At 71.0% G+C, this 14,943-nt stretch carries 9 protein-coding genes and 2 pseudogenes; 8 read left to right on the plus strand and 3 right to left on the minus strand.

What is annotated here, in order from left to right:
- The first annotated feature begins 640 nt into the window (after window positions 1–640).
- The 7 genes and pseudogenes from ACFY15_RS15555 (at window position 641) to ACFY15_RS15585 (ending at window position 10,471) form a co-directional block, all read left to right on the plus strand.
- A complete protein-coding gene (locus ACFY15_RS15555) occupies window positions 641–1,012 on the plus strand; it encodes a hypothetical protein (RefSeq protein ID WP_390688208.1) in 372 nt (123 codons plus the stop codon).
- A 263-nt stretch (window positions 1,013–1,275) separates the two neighbouring features.
- A complete protein-coding gene (locus ACFY15_RS15560; RefSeq protein WP_390688209.1) occupies window positions 1,276–1,734 on the plus strand; it encodes a hypothetical protein in 459 nt (152 codons plus the stop codon).
- Window positions 1,735–1,916: 182 nt separating this feature from the next.
- Window positions 1,917–2,386, plus strand: a pseudogene (locus ACFY15_RS15565) (helicase); the annotation flags it as partial.
- Between the two features lie 482 nt (window positions 2,387–2,868).
- Entirely contained in the window at window positions 2,869–4,419 is a 1,551-nt protein-coding gene (locus ACFY15_RS15570; protein ID WP_390688210.1) for a sigma-70 family RNA polymerase sigma factor, read from the plus strand.
- 322 nt (window positions 4,420–4,741) lie between these two features.
- Window positions 4,742–7,129 carry a non-reducing end alpha-L-arabinofuranosidase family hydrolase gene (locus ACFY15_RS15575; protein WP_390688211.1) on the plus strand — a complete coding sequence of 796 codons (2,388 nt, stop codon included), beginning with the start codon at window positions 4,742–4,744 and terminating at the stop codon, window positions 7,127–7,129.
- A gap of 40 nt (window positions 7,130–7,169) precedes the next feature.
- On the plus strand, window positions 7,170–9,794 hold the full coding sequence (locus ACFY15_RS15580) for an RICIN domain-containing protein (RefSeq protein WP_390688212.1): 2,625 nt from the start codon (window positions 7,170–7,172) through the stop codon (window positions 9,792–9,794).
- 401 nt (window positions 9,795–10,195) lie between these two features.
- Window positions 10,196–10,471, plus strand: coding sequence for an isoamylase early set domain-containing protein (locus tag ACFY15_RS15585; RefSeq protein WP_390688213.1), 276 nt, complete (start codon window positions 10,196–10,198; stop codon window positions 10,469–10,471).
- Between the two features lie 133 nt (window positions 10,472–10,604).
- On the opposite strand, the pseudogene ACFY15_RS15590 reads toward ACFY15_RS15585, so the two are convergent.
- From ACFY15_RS15590 to ACFY15_RS15600, 3 genes and pseudogenes are all read right to left on the minus strand, one after another.
- A pseudogene (locus ACFY15_RS15590) lies at window positions 10,605–10,769 on the minus strand (HNH endonuclease); the annotation flags it as partial.
- A gap of 43 nt (window positions 10,770–10,812) precedes the next feature.
- A complete protein-coding gene (locus ACFY15_RS15595; protein WP_390688336.1) occupies window positions 10,813–11,988 on the minus strand; it encodes a HEAT repeat domain-containing protein in 1,176 nt (391 codons plus the stop codon).
- Complete coding sequence (locus tag ACFY15_RS15600; RefSeq protein WP_390825605.1) at window positions 11,918–13,090, minus strand: hypothetical protein; 1,173 nt, start codon at window positions 13,088–13,090, stop codon at window positions 11,918–11,920. The genes ACFY15_RS15595 and ACFY15_RS15600 overlap by 71 nt, the downstream gene beginning before the upstream one ends.
- Before the next feature lie 250 nt (window positions 13,091–13,340).
- Between ACFY15_RS15600 and ACFY15_RS15605 the strand changes: the two genes are divergently transcribed.
- Window positions 13,341–14,576 (plus strand): S1 RNA-binding domain-containing protein, encoded by a 1,236-nt coding sequence (locus ACFY15_RS15605; RefSeq protein WP_390688215.1) that lies wholly within the window; start codon window positions 13,341–13,343, stop codon window positions 14,574–14,576.
- The last annotated feature ends 367 nt before the right edge of the window (window positions 14,577–14,943 follow it).

Raw genomic sequence — 14,943 nt, forward strand, 5'->3', positions numbered from 1 at the left:
CGGCCACGACCGCCCCGAGGACGCCAGCGAAACCGGCGAGGAAGGCCGGGACGAGGACCGTACGGACGACTCGGGCCAGGATGACCCCCCTGCGGCCGGGCAGCCGGCACGACCGGACGCGGGCCGGCCGCAGGACCCCGAGGTGCAAGAACAGATAATCGACCCCCCGGGAAACGAGCCGGCTCCGACGCAGGATGGCCCGCAGTCCAGCGAAGCCGGGGACACCGGTCGGCCGTCCGGTGGCGAAGGCACCACGGAGGCAGGACAGCCGCGGACGGACGGACAGGCCGGCGGCGCCCAGAACGACGTACCCACGGACCGCCCGCCCTCGTCGGGCACCGCGGACGCCCCGCAGGAGCCGTCGGCCCCACGGGACGGATCGGCCGCGCAGCCGGAACCGGCACGGTCCGCCGCGCCCACACGGCAAGCCGATTCGGCTCCGCCCACCTCCCCCTCCCGTCACGAGGGAGCTCCGGCCGGCAACACCGCCGACGTCACCGGATCGCGGCCGGGAGCCGCCGACGGAGCAACGGCCGCCGCTGCCCCGGGCGGGGCGGACGTCTCACGAGACCGCCCGCCCGGGCAGTCGGACCCGCCAGCTACGGCAGCCCAGGGGGACCGCTCGGGACGAGCGGAATCCATGCCGCGTGATGACAGCGGGGCCGATGCCTCCGGTGCCGGCGGCGCGGGCGGCGGCAGTCCGACGGACGAGCTCGGCCAGGCGATGGCGTCCTTGGCGGACATGGCCATGAAGACGACGGAAACCGTGATCGGGGCGGCCGTCGGCCTCGCCGGCGAGGTGATGTCGGACATCGCCGCGGCGCGTGCGGGCGCGGAGTTCGATGCCGACTCCGCCACCGCCCGTTCCGATTCCTCCACCGGCCTCAGCCGGGGCACAGACCAGGACACCGGCCGGCGGACGACCGGGACGCCCGCCGTGGAAGAGCCCCGGGAGGAAGGTGACCCCCCACCCGCCGACTGGGCACGTTCCGACGACGGTGACAGGCCTTGACCTCGATCTTTCGTGACGGCCGTCGGTTCGCCTGGCGGGCCGTTTGGGTTCTTCGGGCTGATGGCGGGCATGTCTGCAGCTGCCTTGCCGGCTTCCGTATCCCAGGCACACGGAGGCCCTGCTGCCCGTGGCGGACGACACGGTGCCCCTTCGAACGAAATCGAATCCGCGCCTAAGGTCTGGAAGCGAGCGGGTGGTGCATGCTGAACTGTTCGCCGGCACCAGGCGGCACCCGCCGCCTGACGATCGGAGGAACGAGGCTCATGCTCAAGCTCCGCAAAGGCCGTGCACTCGCCCTGGCCGGAATGGTCGTCGCCCTCATGGGCGGGGCACTGATCGCAGCGCCAGCAGCTCAGGCGAACGTCAGCGACGGTGGCTGTCGGACAAGCGGCTACGCCGGCACAACGCCTGGGGTGAACATCCTTCCCTGCGCGTACCCAGGAGGATGGTGGCCGGACTCCATTCAGGCGTACGTCCAGGTGCAGAACCCGAACAGGCTCAACATCGACAGCTGTGCCCAGTTACTGCGCGTCAACAGCAATGGCAGCACGACCCAGGTCTCCGATTTCGGCTGCAACGGCTGGACGTCGGCCACCGGGTTCGGCTGGTACTCCGACTCGCTCGCCACTCCGGGCTACGGCACCTACGTCGTGCAGACCGGTTACTGGTACGCCGGACAGTACTGGGGCGGGGCACAGAGCGCCCGGATCACGATCTACTGAGCCTCGCCCGACATCGGGCATGGAAGGCCCCGGTGGACACGTCGGCGGCCGTGGCGGACGTGTGACCCGGCCGGGGCCTTCACGGCAACAGTCCCAGGGTGCTGGCCAGTTGATCCGTTCCGGGGGCTGATGTGCAGCCGCCGTACGCGTCCGGGATCCGCAGTGTCAATGATTTCCAGGCTGCCGCATACGCCTCCCTCGTGGACCGCGAGGACGCACCCGAGGGCCGGCGGAAGATCCGCGGGCCACTGGAGGCCGCCCTCGCGGGCGGGGAGCGGCTGTACGGGCAGCGGATGGCGGGCTTCGACCTCGCCATCGTCGACGAAGCGCACGGCACCGCCGGCAAACTCGGGCGGCCTTGGGCGGCGATCCACGGCAACGCCCGGATCCCCGCCCACTTTCGGCTCCACCTGACCGCCACCCCGCGCATCCTCGCCGCGGCCGGCCCGCAGCACGGCGCCGACGGCCAAAGGGCGGAGAACGCGAGCATGGCCGACGCCCCGGACGGCACCTACGGCCCGTGGACCGCCGAGCTCGGACTGTCCGAGGCGATCGAGCGGGGATCCTCGCCGGATTCGAGAGCGACGTCCAGGAAATCCGCGACCCCTCCCCTGCCCTGGGCGAGTCCGAGGAGGCGCAGCGCGGACGGCGCCGGCCTCACCAGGCACCCTCCCCCGCCCCCAGGGCCAGTGACGGAGCGAAGGGTCCGGGCAGAGCGCCGCAGGAGCATTCCAGCGGGGCCTGGCGCTACTCGCGCAGTGGAGGAGCGGGATGGCGCCCACCGGCCCGTGCCCCGCGCGCACGGCGAGGAGATCGCGGTCGAGGGCGAGCCGGAACCGGTGATCGTCAAGCTGGGCGTGTGGGTCTCCGACACCAAGAGGCTGACCGGCGTTCGCCACAGACGACAGATGCGGGGCCCGGTGGAGTCTTCCACGGGGCCCCGCATCACGTTCAGGAGACACTCGCGCTGCACCTCGGCCGCACCCCCGCCCCACCCTGACCCGTACGCTGCCCTCGCGGTGTGTTCACGGCGCCCGCCGCGCCCGCACCGCACCCTCAGGAGCGACGGGTGGCTCTTCGAAGGCTAGGGTTTGACGCCGTACTCGGCGGATCGCTCCCCGGAGGAGGGTGGGAATGGGGCTCATGGACGCGGACCACGCGGGGCTGGTTGTCGCGGCGCAGGCCGGTGACGACCGGGCGCGCGAGGAGCTGATCGCCGCGTACCTGCCGTTGGTCTACAACATCGTCAGGCGGGCGCTGAGCGCCGATGCCGACGCCGACGACGTCGTCCAGGAGACCCTGCTGCGCGCGGTGCGCGACCTGCCTGCCCTGCGTGCCCCCGAGAGCTTCCGGTCCTGGCTGGTGGCGATCGCGCTCCGCCAGATCAACACGCACTGGCAGCGGCATCGCGCCCTCGCCGAACGGACCGCGGACATCGACGAGGCACTCCGGATACCGGCTGCCGGCGCCGAACCCGAGGACGCGACGATCCTGCGTCTGCGGATGTCGGACGAGCGCCGTCGGGTCGTCGAAGCCGGCCGTTGGCTCGACCCCGACCACCGGGTGCTGCTGTCACTGTGGTGGCAGGAGTGCGCCGGCTTGCTGAGCCGTGACGACATCGCCGCCGCGACGGGCCTCACCGTCGCCCATGCGGGCGTGCGCCTGCAACGTATGCGCGAGCAGCTCGACCTGAGCCGGACGATCGTCGCCGCCCTGGAAGCCCAGCCGCGCTGTCCGGGGTTGGACGAGACCGTCGCCGGCTGGGACGGTCTGCGTGCACCGGTGTGGCGCAAGCGGATCGCGCGGCACACCCGCGACTGCCAGGTCTGCCTGGCGACGACGACGAAGCGTGTCCCCGCCGACGAACTGCTGCTGCTCACCCTCGCACCGCTGGCCGTCCCGGCCGGACTCGTCGCCGCGCTGGCCGCCAAGGGCCTGCTGTCGGGTGCGGCCGCGAGCTCCGCCGGGCTCGCCATGGCACCTGCCGCCGCCGGCACGGCAACGGGAGGAGGCGGTCTGCCCAGCGCGCTCACCGGCAAACTGGTGCTGAGCCTCGCCGCCGGCGCGGTGCTCGTCGCGGGGACCGCCACCTACGCGGCCTGGCCCGAACCGGCGCACCGGGAGCCCGGCGTCACCGCCGCCCGCACGGCAGGCGGTCCCACGCCGGTCCCCGCGCCCACCACCGCGTCGGCCGGCTCGTCCCCGTCCCCGTCCGCGCCCCCGGCGAGTCCGTCCGCCGTCGCAGGCACCGTTCCGCTGGGCGCACAGTCGCTGGAGTCCGTGGACGAGCCGGGGCTGTACCTCTCGTACGCCGACGACTTCGCGACGCTCGGCCGGGTTTCCGCCTCCAGCAGCGCGCAGGCACGCAAGCGGGTCACCTTCACGGTCGTCCGGGGGCTGGCCGACACACGGTGCGTGACCTTCCGCGCAGCCGACGGCCGCTATCTGCGTCACCGTGAGCTGCGCCTCCAGCTGAGCACCGACGACGGGAGCGGACTCTTCCGGGAGGACGCCACCTTCTGTCCGCGCCCCGCGGCGGTCGCGGGGGCGGTGACCCTGCACGCGCACAACTATCCGGGATCGGTCATCCGCCACCGTGACGGCGGCATCTGGCTCGACGGCTCCGACGGCACGCGGACCTTCGCCGGACAGGCTTCCTTCATCGTGCGCAAGGCCCAGGGCTGAGAACCGCTCCCTGAGCCTCTCCCCGAGGACGACCAGACCGGCGGGCCCGTCATAACACTTTCCGCCTGCGAGATGCATCACCGGGCGATCTTCCGGGCGGGGCGACTTTTTCGTTACGAGGCCACGCGTTCGGAAGCCTCCACTTCGTGGGGTTTCCTTTCCGCCGCTCACCACGAGGTGCCGGCGCGGAAGGTTCCCCGGCTTCCACGTACGTATCGCCTGAAGAAAGCCTTCCCATGACGCGACACACCCATCGACCCCCGGCGCCCGGTCCGCACACGGCCACGGCACCCACAGCGGCCCGAGACCCCCGGGGTGAATCATGAAGGGCACGCACCGGCTCCCCCGGCGGCGCCGGACAGTGACGACAGCGCTGGCGGCCGCGGCACTCGTTGCGGGCGTCGTGACGCTCCTGCCCGGCTCCGCCGGAGCCGCGACCCCTCTGGGCACGCAGGCCGCCCCCTCGGGCCGGTACTTCGGCACCGCCGTGGCTGCCGGCAGGCTGCCCGACTCGGCGTACTCCACGATCCTGGACCGGGAATTCAACGTGGTCACCCCGGAGAACGAGATGAAGTGGGACGCCACCGAGCCTTCCCGCGGCAACTTCACCTTCGCCGCCGCCGACCGGATCGTCGACCATGCCGCGGCACACGGCCAGCGCCTACGCGGCCACACCGCGGTCTGGCACTCGCAGCTCCCGCTCTGGGTCAAATCCATCGGTGACGCGAACACGCTGCGCAGCGTGATGAACAACCACATCACCGCCCTGATGTCCCACTACAAGGGCAAGGTCTACGCCTGGGACGTGGTCAACGAGGCCTTCGCCGACGGCTCCACCCAGCACCGCGACTCGGTGTTCCAGAACGTGCTGGGCAACGGCTTCATCGAGGAAGCGTTCCGCACGGCCCGGGCGGCCGACCCCTCGGCCAAGCTCTGCTACAACGACTACAACATCGAGAACTGGTCGGACGCCAAGACCCAGGGCGTCTACAGCATGGTCAAGGACTTCAAGTCCCGCGGCGTGCCGATCGACTGCGTCGGGTTCCAGAGCCACTTCGGCCCCGGCGGCCCGCCGTCCAGCCTCCGGACCACGCTGGCCGGCTTCGCCGCCCTGGGCGTCGACGTCCAGATCACCGAGCTGGACATCGCCCAAGCCTCTCCCGCCCACTACGCCGACACGGTCAAGGCCTGCCTGTCAGTGGCCCGGTGCACCGGCATCACGGTGTGGGGCATCCGCGACAGCGACTCCTGGCGTCGCGGCGAGAGCCCCCTGCTGTTCGACGACAACGGCAGGCCCAAGGCCGCCTACACCGCCGTCGTGAACGCCCTCAAGGCCGCCACCGGGGCCACCGGCGGGACCGGAGGAGGCGGTACCGGGGCGATCAAGGGCGTCGCCTCCGGTCGGTGCATCGACATCGACGACTCCAGCACGGCCAACGGCACGCAGGCACAGCTGTGGGACTGCAACGGGCAGACCGACCAGCGCTGGACCTACACCGCCGGCAAGCAGCTGACGGTCTACGGCAACAAGTGCCTGAGCGCCAAGGCCGACGGCACCGTCAACGGCACCGCGGTGGTCATCGGGGACTGCACCGGCGGCGCCGGCCAGCAGTGGAACGTCAACCCCGACGGCTCGATCGCCGGCGTCCGGTCCGGGCTGTGCCTCGACGCCGTCGGCGCGGGCACCGCCAACCGCACCAGGATCCAGCTGTACGCCTGCTGGTCCGGCGGCAACCAGAAGTGGACCGGCCCGTCCGGGGCGCCGGCCCCCACGACGCCGGCGCCGACGGGCGGCACCTGTGCTCTTCCGTCGACGTACCGATGGACGTCGACGGGTGCGCTGGCGCAGCCGGCAAACGGGTGGGCGTCCCTGAAGGACTTCACCACCGTGACGTACAAGGGCAAGCACCTGGTCTACGGCTCGGACTTCCCGGGATCCTCGTACGGGTCGATGATGTTCGGTCCCTTCACGAACTGGTCGGACATGGCGTCGGCCGGCCAGACCGGGATGAACCAGGCCGCGGTGGCGCCCACGCTGTTCTACTTCGCACCCAGGAAGATCTGGGTGCTGGCGTACCAGTGGGGCCCGTGGCCCTTCATCTACCGCACGTCCAGCGACCCGGCCAACCCCAACGGCTGGTCCGCGCCGCAGCCGCTGTTCACCGGCAGCATCCCCCGCACCGAATCCCCCACCGGCCCGATCGACCAGACCCTGATCGCCGACGACAAGAACATGTACCTGTTCTTCGCCGGTGACAACGGCAAGATCTACCGGGCGAGCATGCCGATCGGGAACTTCCCGGGCAACTTCGGCTCCTCTTACACGACCGTCATGAGCGACACGCCGGACAACCTGTTCGAGGCGCCGCAGGTCTACAAGGTCCAGGGCCAGAACCAGTACCTCATGATCGTGGAGGCCAGGGGCACCCACCAGGACCGCTACTTCCGCTCATTCACGGCCTCCGGCCTGAACGGTCCGTGGACCCCGCAGGCAGGCAGCGAGAGCAACCCCTTCGCCGGCAAGGCCAACAGCGGCGCCACCTGGACCAACGACATCAGCCATGGAGACCTGGTCCGCGACAACCCCGACCAGACCATGACCATCGACCCCTGCCACCTGCAGTTCCTCTACCAGGGCAAGTCCCCGGCAGCGGGCGGCCCCTACGACCGGCTGCCGTACCGGCCCGGTGTCCTCACCCTGCAGCGCTGAACTGCCCCGATCCACGGTTACGCAAGGAGAACACCTCCCCATGAACAACCCCACGAACGACGGGCGCCGCGGGCGGCACCGCCGCCGCTGGACCGGGACCGGCCTGCTGCTCGGTATGCCCGCCGTCCTCCTGCCGTATCTCCTGTTCGTGCAGGACGACTCGCAGGCCGCGACGGTCGACGGCGACGCCTACTACCGGCTGGTCTCCGTACGCAGCGGCAAGGTGCTGGACGTCAACGCCTTCTCCACCGCCGACGGCACCCGCGTCCAGCAGTGGACCGACCAGAACACCGCCAACCAGCAGTGGAGGCTGCGCCCCACCGGGGACGGTTACTACGAGCTGGTGAACCGCAACAGCGGCAAGGTCCTGGGCATAGCGGGGGACTCGACCGGCCAGGCGGCCGCCGCCGAGCAACAGAGCGACAGCTCCTCCGCCTCCCAGGAGTGGCGGATCGACGAGGTCAGCGGTTCCGACGCCGTCGTCCTCACCTCCCGCAGGAGCGGCCAGGTACTGGACGTCTCCGGAGGCTCCGCGGCCGATGGTGCGGCTGTCATCCAGTATCCCGGCCATGGCGGCACCAACCAGCAGTGGAAACTGGTGAAGGCGGCCGGGACCCAGGCGCCCGGATCCGGACCGTACACGTGGCGCAACGCCCAGGTGGTGGGCGGCGGTTACGTCACCGGTCTGGTGTTCAACCCGCGGGAGAAGGGCCTGCTGTACGCGCGGACCGACATGGGCGGCGCCTACCGCTGGGACGCCGGCGCCGAGCAGTGGGTCCCGCTGACCGACTGGCTCGGCGAGAAGGACTGGAACCTGCTGGGCATCGACGCGCTGGCCACCGACCCGGTGGACCCGGGCCGGCTCTACCTCGCGGCGGGCACCTACACCAACGACTGGGCGGGCAACGGCGCGATCCTGCGCTCCACCGACCGGGGCCGCACCTTCCAGCGCACCGAGCTGCCCTTCAAGCTGGGCGGCAACGAGGACGGCCGCGGGGCCGGAGAGCGGCTGGCGGTCAATCCCTCGGACAACGGCACGCTGCTGCTGGGCACCCGTAAGAACGGCCTCTGGCGCAGCACCGACCACGGCGCGACGTGGAGCCAGGTCTCCTCGTTCCCCGTGAAGGACGGGGCGGGCAGCGGCGCGGGCATCTCCTTCGTGACGTACGGCCCCGCGGGCAGCAGGACGGTTTATGTCGGCGTCGCCGACAAGTCCACCTCCCTGTACCGCTCCACGGACGGCGGCAGCACCTGGCAGGCTGTCCCGGGGCAGCCCACCGGCCAGCTGCCGCAGCACGGCGTGCTCTCCGGTGACGGCTCGCTGTACCTGACGTACACCAACGCCCTCGGACCCAACGGCGTGACGGGAGGATCGGTCTGGAAGCACACCCCGGCCGACGGGGCGTGGAAGAACGTCTCCCCGTCCCAGGGCGGCTACGGGTTCTCCGGTCTGGCCGTCGACCCGCGCAAGCCCTCGACGGTGATGGTCACCACCCTCGACCGGTGGTGGCCGCAGGACGAGATCTACCGGACCACCGACGGCGGCACGACCTGGAAGGCGCTGGCCGGGACATCGGTACGGGATGCTTCCGCCGCTCCGTACGTCGGGACCGGCACCGGACACTGGATGACCGCCCTGGCCATCGATCCCTTCGACTCCGGGCACGTGCTGTACGGCACCGGCGACGGCATCCTGCGCAGCAAGGACGCCAACGCCTCCGACGGCGGCGGCACCAGCCACTGGACCGTGGGCGCCCGCGGACTGGAGGAGACCGCACTGCTGGACGCGATCGCCCCGCCCGGCGGCGCCCAGGTCATCACGGCCATGGGCGACCAGGGCGGATTCCGCCACGGCTCCCTGACCGAGGTGCCCGCCGGGCGGCTGAAGAACCCGATGATGAGCAACAGCACCGGCATCGACTTCGCCCAGTCCAACCCGACGGTCATGGTCCGTGTCGGCCGCGGCGGCGAGAAGGACGGCGCCTACTCCACCGACGGCGGCATCAGCTGGAGCGGCTTCGCCTCGGAGCCGGTGGGCGGCGCCGACAGCGGCCGTGTGGCGCTTTCGGCGGACGGCTCGACCATCGTGTGGACCCAGGCCGGGCAGGTTCCGTACCGCTCGACCGACAAGGGGGCGAGCTGGTCGAAGGTCAGCGGCCTGGGCGTCGGCGCCGCGGTCGTCGCCGACCGCTCCTCGGCCGGTACCTTCTACTCCCTGGCCGGGGGCACGCTCTACGCCAGCACCGACGGCGGCATGACCTTCACCGCCCGCGCCGCCGGCCTGCCCGACGGCCGGCTCAAGGCCGTCCCGGGCACCGCCGGCGACCTGTGGATCGCCGGCGGTGCCAAGGGGCTGCTGCACTCCACCGACGGCGGACGCACCTTCACCACTCTCACCACGGTGCGGTCTGCCTCCGCCCTCGGCTTCGGCAAGGCCGCACCGGGCGGCTCCTACCAGGCCCTGTACCTGATCGGCGCCGTCAAGGACGTCACCGGCGTCTTCCGCTCCACCGACAAGGGCGCCACCTGGCTCCGCGTCAACGACGACGCCCACCAGTGGGGCAGCATCGGAGCCGTCGGCGTCATCACAGGCGACCCCGACACCTACGGCCGCGTCTACATCGGCACCAACGGACGCGGCCTCCAGTACGGAGACCCGTCCTGACCCCCACGCCGGAGGAGGCTCACGCCCGACGCGTGAGCTGACGCGCGACCGGCGACAGAACAGGAAGCCGCTCCTCCCGACCGGTGCGAGACCGCGGTCGGGAGGAGCGGCCATCCGCTGTGGAGCGGCACCGGTCGCGGTGGACGGGGCCGACGGTCATGGTGCTCCGGCCCCCTGGCGGGGGTGGGTCCGAAGATCGCCGGGCCGCCGCCTGGCACAGGCCCTTCCCCTCCCGCCCCCCTGAACCACAGCCCCCGCAGGACTGCGGAGACGCCGGCCGCGCCCGCTGCGGTGGGAGGGTGACGCCGGTCTACCGTCCGGGGGCGTCGGAGTGCGGGGCGGTCGCAGACCGCACACGATGTCCGGGTAACCCATCCCGCACCGCTGTCAGGAGCACGCCCATGCTGGAGCGCACCCTGCGCAAGACCCACACCGAAGTCACCTTCATCCTGCCCGCCGGCGCCCCGCCCGGCCCCGTCAGCGTGGTGGGCGACTTCAACGACTGGCAGCCCGGCACCCACACCCTCAAGCCCCGCAAGGACGGCAAACGGGCCGTGACCGTCCAGCTGCCCGGCGAGACCACCTACGCCTTCCGCTACCTGGCCGCCGGCGACTACTGGTTCAACGACGAAACCGCCGGCGACCAGGACGGCCCCAACAGCCGCCTCCACACATAGGGTCCGGGCCCGGTCGAACATGCGGCCGGAGCCGGCCCCGGCCGCTGCACCCGCCCGAAGGCAGGTCGGGCATCCGCGCCCGTGTGCGGTGGGCGGGTGGGCAGGTGGGCAGGTGCGTGCCGGCCAGGCCTCAGCGCGACTTCGTCGCCGTCCACTCGGCGCCGTACCGGCACAGCGCTTCCGCCGATGGCGGCATCCCCTGGGCCGGGTCCCGGTCGGCCTTCGACCGGTTCGAACGGGCCGAGACCGCGACCGGCGACGCCTCCTGGCCCAGGTCGTCGGCGTACGCCTCCCGGCGAGCGTGCCGCCGTCCATTGCGAGGGTCCAGCCGGCGGGGAGCGTCATTCGAACCGTGCGGTATTCCCGGCTCCGGAGCAGTTGGCAGGTACAGGCTGGGACGTCCAGCGGCCGTCGCGGCGCCATTCGTAACGCCACACCGCGTCGAGGTAGCCCTCCTCTTCCAGGGAACCGCGCTGCGGCGGGCCGAAACGGCGTGCTGCTTCCACGCACCTTTCGTCGTCGTGGAGGGCAAGCCCGTAGATGGCAGCCAGTTGGACCAGACGGTCCGTGTCGTCCAGCACAGCTGCCATGGCGTCCGCGAACACGGGATCGTGGTCCCTGCCCTCGGCAACCACGCGGCAGGCCGTCTTCCGTACCACCGGGTCCGGATCGGCCATCAGCCCCAGCAACGCCGTGCGAGCATCGCCGGAAAAGGCCGGCGGCGAGGACAAGGCACTGAGCCCTTGCGCCACCGCACGCCGTACCCGGGCATCGGGATGGCCGGCATGGGGCAGAAGGGCCGCCTCCGCGCGGGGGTCGCTGTGTTCTCCAAGAGCGACCAGCACCTCGGTGAGGACGGCGACGTCCGTCTCCGCGGCCGCCCAGCTGGTGAACAGGTCCAGAGCGGGACCAGCGAACGCGTCCTCGTCGCTGTCGTCGAACAGATGAATGAGGCGGAGCACCTCGGCACCGAACAATCGGCGGGATGGGTCCGGGCTCGTACGCAGTACCGCCGCAGCGGTCCAGGTCGCCTCCTCTCGCCGTCCACTCAGCCGGAGGCTGGCACGGCTCCACGCTGCATGGTCCTGCTTGTCGACCTGGGCCAACGCGCGGTCCATCAGCTCCTCGAACGAGGTGCGTATCCCGAGCAGTTCCTCGATGTACGTGAGGATCGCCCCATGACCGTCCCGCACAGTCATGCCTCCCAGGGTGAACTCCACGACGCTGTCGTACTCGCCGTCTTGAACCCGCTTACGGCCGACAGCGTCCCGGGATCCGGTACGGCGTCGCAGCTCGGCCTCGACCCCCGTCTCGTGCCAGCGGCGCGCGAGGTCCCGGGCCTCCAGGACCTCGATCTCGGGATACCTGCCGCGGATCTCGTGGTCCAGGAGCGCCTCGAACAGAGCGGGCGAACCCGAGTCGACCGCCTCGCTCAGGGGGATGAGGTCATCGGGGCAGCTCTGGCCCGAATCCGCACCGTACTGGAGCAGCAGTTGGGCGATGCACCCGGCGTGCATCCGGACGGCCAGGCAGAACGCGGCGTCCAGGTAGTCGGAGTCGCTGTGCTCGTGGAGAAGGATCCTCACCAGGTCCGTGTCTCCAGCCTGGACCGCGGAGATCAGGGAGGACTGGCCGTCCACCGCATTGCTCGTACCCGTACCCACGCCCATGTTCCTGTTCCCCCGTAGCGTTCTCGCAGCTCAGTGTAGATCTGCCGAAAACCGGCCCGCCGGGGCGGATGACAGCCGGCACGGCCTGGCGAACTTGCCTGACGACCGAATCAGGGCCCGGGGCATGCGCCCAGACGACGAAGTCGCGGACTTCGTAGCGTGTTCCTGGGTTGGCCGCGAGCCAGGTGTCGAGGCGGCCTTGGTCGAGAGGGGCGATGGTCACGCCGTGGCCGACGGCGGTGGTGAGGAGTTCAGCGGCGAGATTGATGCGGGTGCAGGCCCAGCGGATCCGGTGTTTGACCCCGCCGGCCCCGGCGGCTTGGTGGCGTTTGGCACGGGGCAGCAGGGACCAGCGGACGTAGGCGCGGAGCAGGGCTCCGTGCTCGGGATGCCGGGCGACGGTCCGCTCCAGGTGCCGGACGATCCGCACCGCGAGTTCGTCCCGGGGCTCCAGAACCTGGTAAGCCATCAGCAGGCCGCGCAGGTACTCGGCGGTCATCGCCGTGCCACGGCCGTCGATCGTGGCGTCGAGGTCGCTGCGGGAGAGCGGGCGGCCCGTGGCCATGAGGTCGCGCAGGAGGCGGGCAGACCGGGAGCCCCGCAGCCAGTTCAGGACCGTTCCCGCATCCGGAATCTCGGCCAGCGCCGCCCGCATCGCCGCGAGCGGCCCGCTGCCCACCGCTTCGGGCACGTCGGTGAACAGCTCCTCCAGGTGGTCGGCGACGGCGCAGCCGTCGCAGAGTCGGCCGGCCTCGTAGGAGCGTGGTCCGGCGCAGCGTTCGCAGGCGTAGGGGTCGGGGACGCCGGCGCAGGGGTCGCAGACCCGGCGGTGCTCGGCGCGACCGATCAGTACCCGGGCCCGGTCACAGTCCGGGCAGGGCATGGGGTGGCTGCGGGCGGTCCGGTAGCAGGGGGTGCAGACGGGGCCGAGCGGCCATCGTGCGGTCACGGGGGCGGTGGTGTGACAGAGCGCGCATGGGGTCGCCGGCCGGGAGCGGCGCGCGCAGGGTGGGGATGCGGCCAGTGGTGTGACTGTGCACCTGCCCAGTAAGCACTGGACTTGTCGCGGGTGTGCATTCCCCCTTGACGAGCAGAGGATGCCCCGCAGCGGGGACCTGGGCTGTTCTCCGAAAATCCTGACCGCGGTCTCGGCATCGGAACCTACTCTGGGATCCCGTTCAGACCACCCAGGGAGCAGTGTGCCGCCGTTCGTCTACCAGATCACCAAGTACGACCCCGCCCACCGTGACGAGCGCGGTCACTACACGGGTTCCGAGGACACGGTCAGTGACCACGGCCCGGTTGAGGAGGCTTACCTGGCGGCAATCGCCGCCTTCGCGGAGGCGGCGGGCATTGACCAGCTGGAGATCCGCGAGCCACAGATCGGAGGCTTCGCCCACTTCGGCCTGGAGCCACCGGTTGACGGCTACGGCCTGGACGACCTGTTCCCGGCCGGCCCGGCCGGGTTCCACGACGGCGCTCTGGTGCCGATAGCCGTCGGCCTGGAACTCGTCCGGTCCATGCTCCGCGACAACGGCGCCTGGTGCCGATTGGAGGCAGGGGAAGCGTTCGCCGTGCACGTCGGCTGGGACCAGTACCTCTACATCGGCAGCAACCTGCCCTGCGAAACCGCACTGGCCCGCACCCGCGCGCTCGGCCTGTTCCCGGAACGCATAGACGCCTCGCCGTACGACTTCGCCCCCGACGACGCCGCGTACGTGCAGCGGCCGGCCGACGCCGACTTCTGGGCCCGCCTGCACTGGACCGTCAGTACCCACCGCGCGGTGTTCCTGCAGGAGGTCTTCGTCGGCAACGCCTCCCGGTGGCACCGCCTGACCCGCAACAACATCGAGACTGTGCGCTCCCAGCTGGCCCCGCGCGCACAGCTGGCCATCTGGCCGGACCTGCTCACCGACGTCGACAAGGCCGTGGCCGCTCTGCCCGACGAGGGCCTCGTGGAGATCGTCTGGGAGGACCAGGACGGGCAGATCACGAGCACGGTCGTGGACGAGACCCAGTTCGAGGCAGTGACCTCCCAGCTCGCCAGCGTGCGTGCCGCCGGCGTCGTATCCATGTATGCCGGTGAAGATCTTCCGCTGTTCACCGCTGTGCTGCCCGACAGCGACGGCGTTCTGCGCGCTCGCTGGCAGACCGAGCCGACGCCCAGCGACCGGGACTGGGCGTTCCTCAAGACCCTGCGGCGCGGCCAGGTCGTCACTGGCACGGTGACGACGATCGCCAGCTTCGGCGTCACCTTCGTGGACATCGGCGGCTTCACCGCGATGATCAACATCCCGGAGTTGTCCTGGCGCCCCTTCGATCACCCGTCCGACGTTGTCAGCGTCGGCCAGGAGGTCACAGCCGAGGTCCTCGACGTCGACATGGTCCGGGAACGGGTACCGCTGTCGCTCCGAGCAGTGTGCGACATCCCGTGAGTTCCACTGATCCCCGGAGAGAGTCCAGCCTGCTGGCCGGGGGGTTCACCCCTCCCTCCGTGGCTCGGGTCCCAGTGAAGGAAGTTCATGATTCATGAAGTAATCCCAGCTTTAACGATGGTTCCACTTTCTGGGTGAAGCTGAGGGGGCTCGGGTTGGCGCTGGCCGCTGTACGGGATCTGCGCGACTTCAGGGCACCGGTTTCGACTGAGCAACTGGAGGCGTTCGAGACGGACGTGCTCTCGGCTTCGTGCTGGCGCGGGCCTCGGCAGGGCTGGCAGACGGCACCATCCGCGGGGACGTCGGCAAACTGGAGCAGATCCGCACGTGGTTCGGCCGACCGCTATGGGACATGGAGCCCGCCGAC

It is taken from the genome of Streptomyces sp. NPDC001373, from assembly GCF_042895815.1.
Classification (GTDB): Bacteria; Actinomycetota; Actinomycetes; order Streptomycetales; family Streptomycetaceae; genus Streptomyces.

Excerpts from the sequence above, each read along its gene's own strand:
- ACFY15_RS15555 (WP_390688208.1), top strand. The coding sequence starts at position 641 with ATGCCGCGTGATGACAGCGGGGCCGATGCCTCCGGTGCCGGCGGCGCG.
- ACFY15_RS15560 (WP_390688209.1), top strand. The coding sequence starts at position 1,276 with ATGCTCAAGCTCCGCAAAGGCCGTGCACTCGCCCTGGCCGGAATGGTC.
- ACFY15_RS15570 (WP_390688210.1), top strand. The coding sequence starts at position 2,869 with ATGGGGCTCATGGACGCGGACCACGCGGGGCTGGTTGTCGCGGCGCAG.
- ACFY15_RS15575 (WP_390688211.1), top strand. The coding sequence starts at position 4,742 with ATGAAGGGCACGCACCGGCTCCCCCGGCGGCGCCGGACAGTGACGACA.
- ACFY15_RS15580 (WP_390688212.1), top strand. The coding sequence starts at position 7,170 with ATGAACAACCCCACGAACGACGGGCGCCGCGGGCGGCACCGCCGCCGC.
- ACFY15_RS15585 (WP_390688213.1), top strand. The coding sequence starts at position 10,196 with ATGCTGGAGCGCACCCTGCGCAAGACCCACACCGAAGTCACCTTCATC.
- ACFY15_RS15595 (WP_390688336.1), bottom strand. The coding sequence starts at position 11,988 with ATGCACGCCGGGTGCATCGCCCAACTGCTGCTCCAGTACGGTGCGGAT.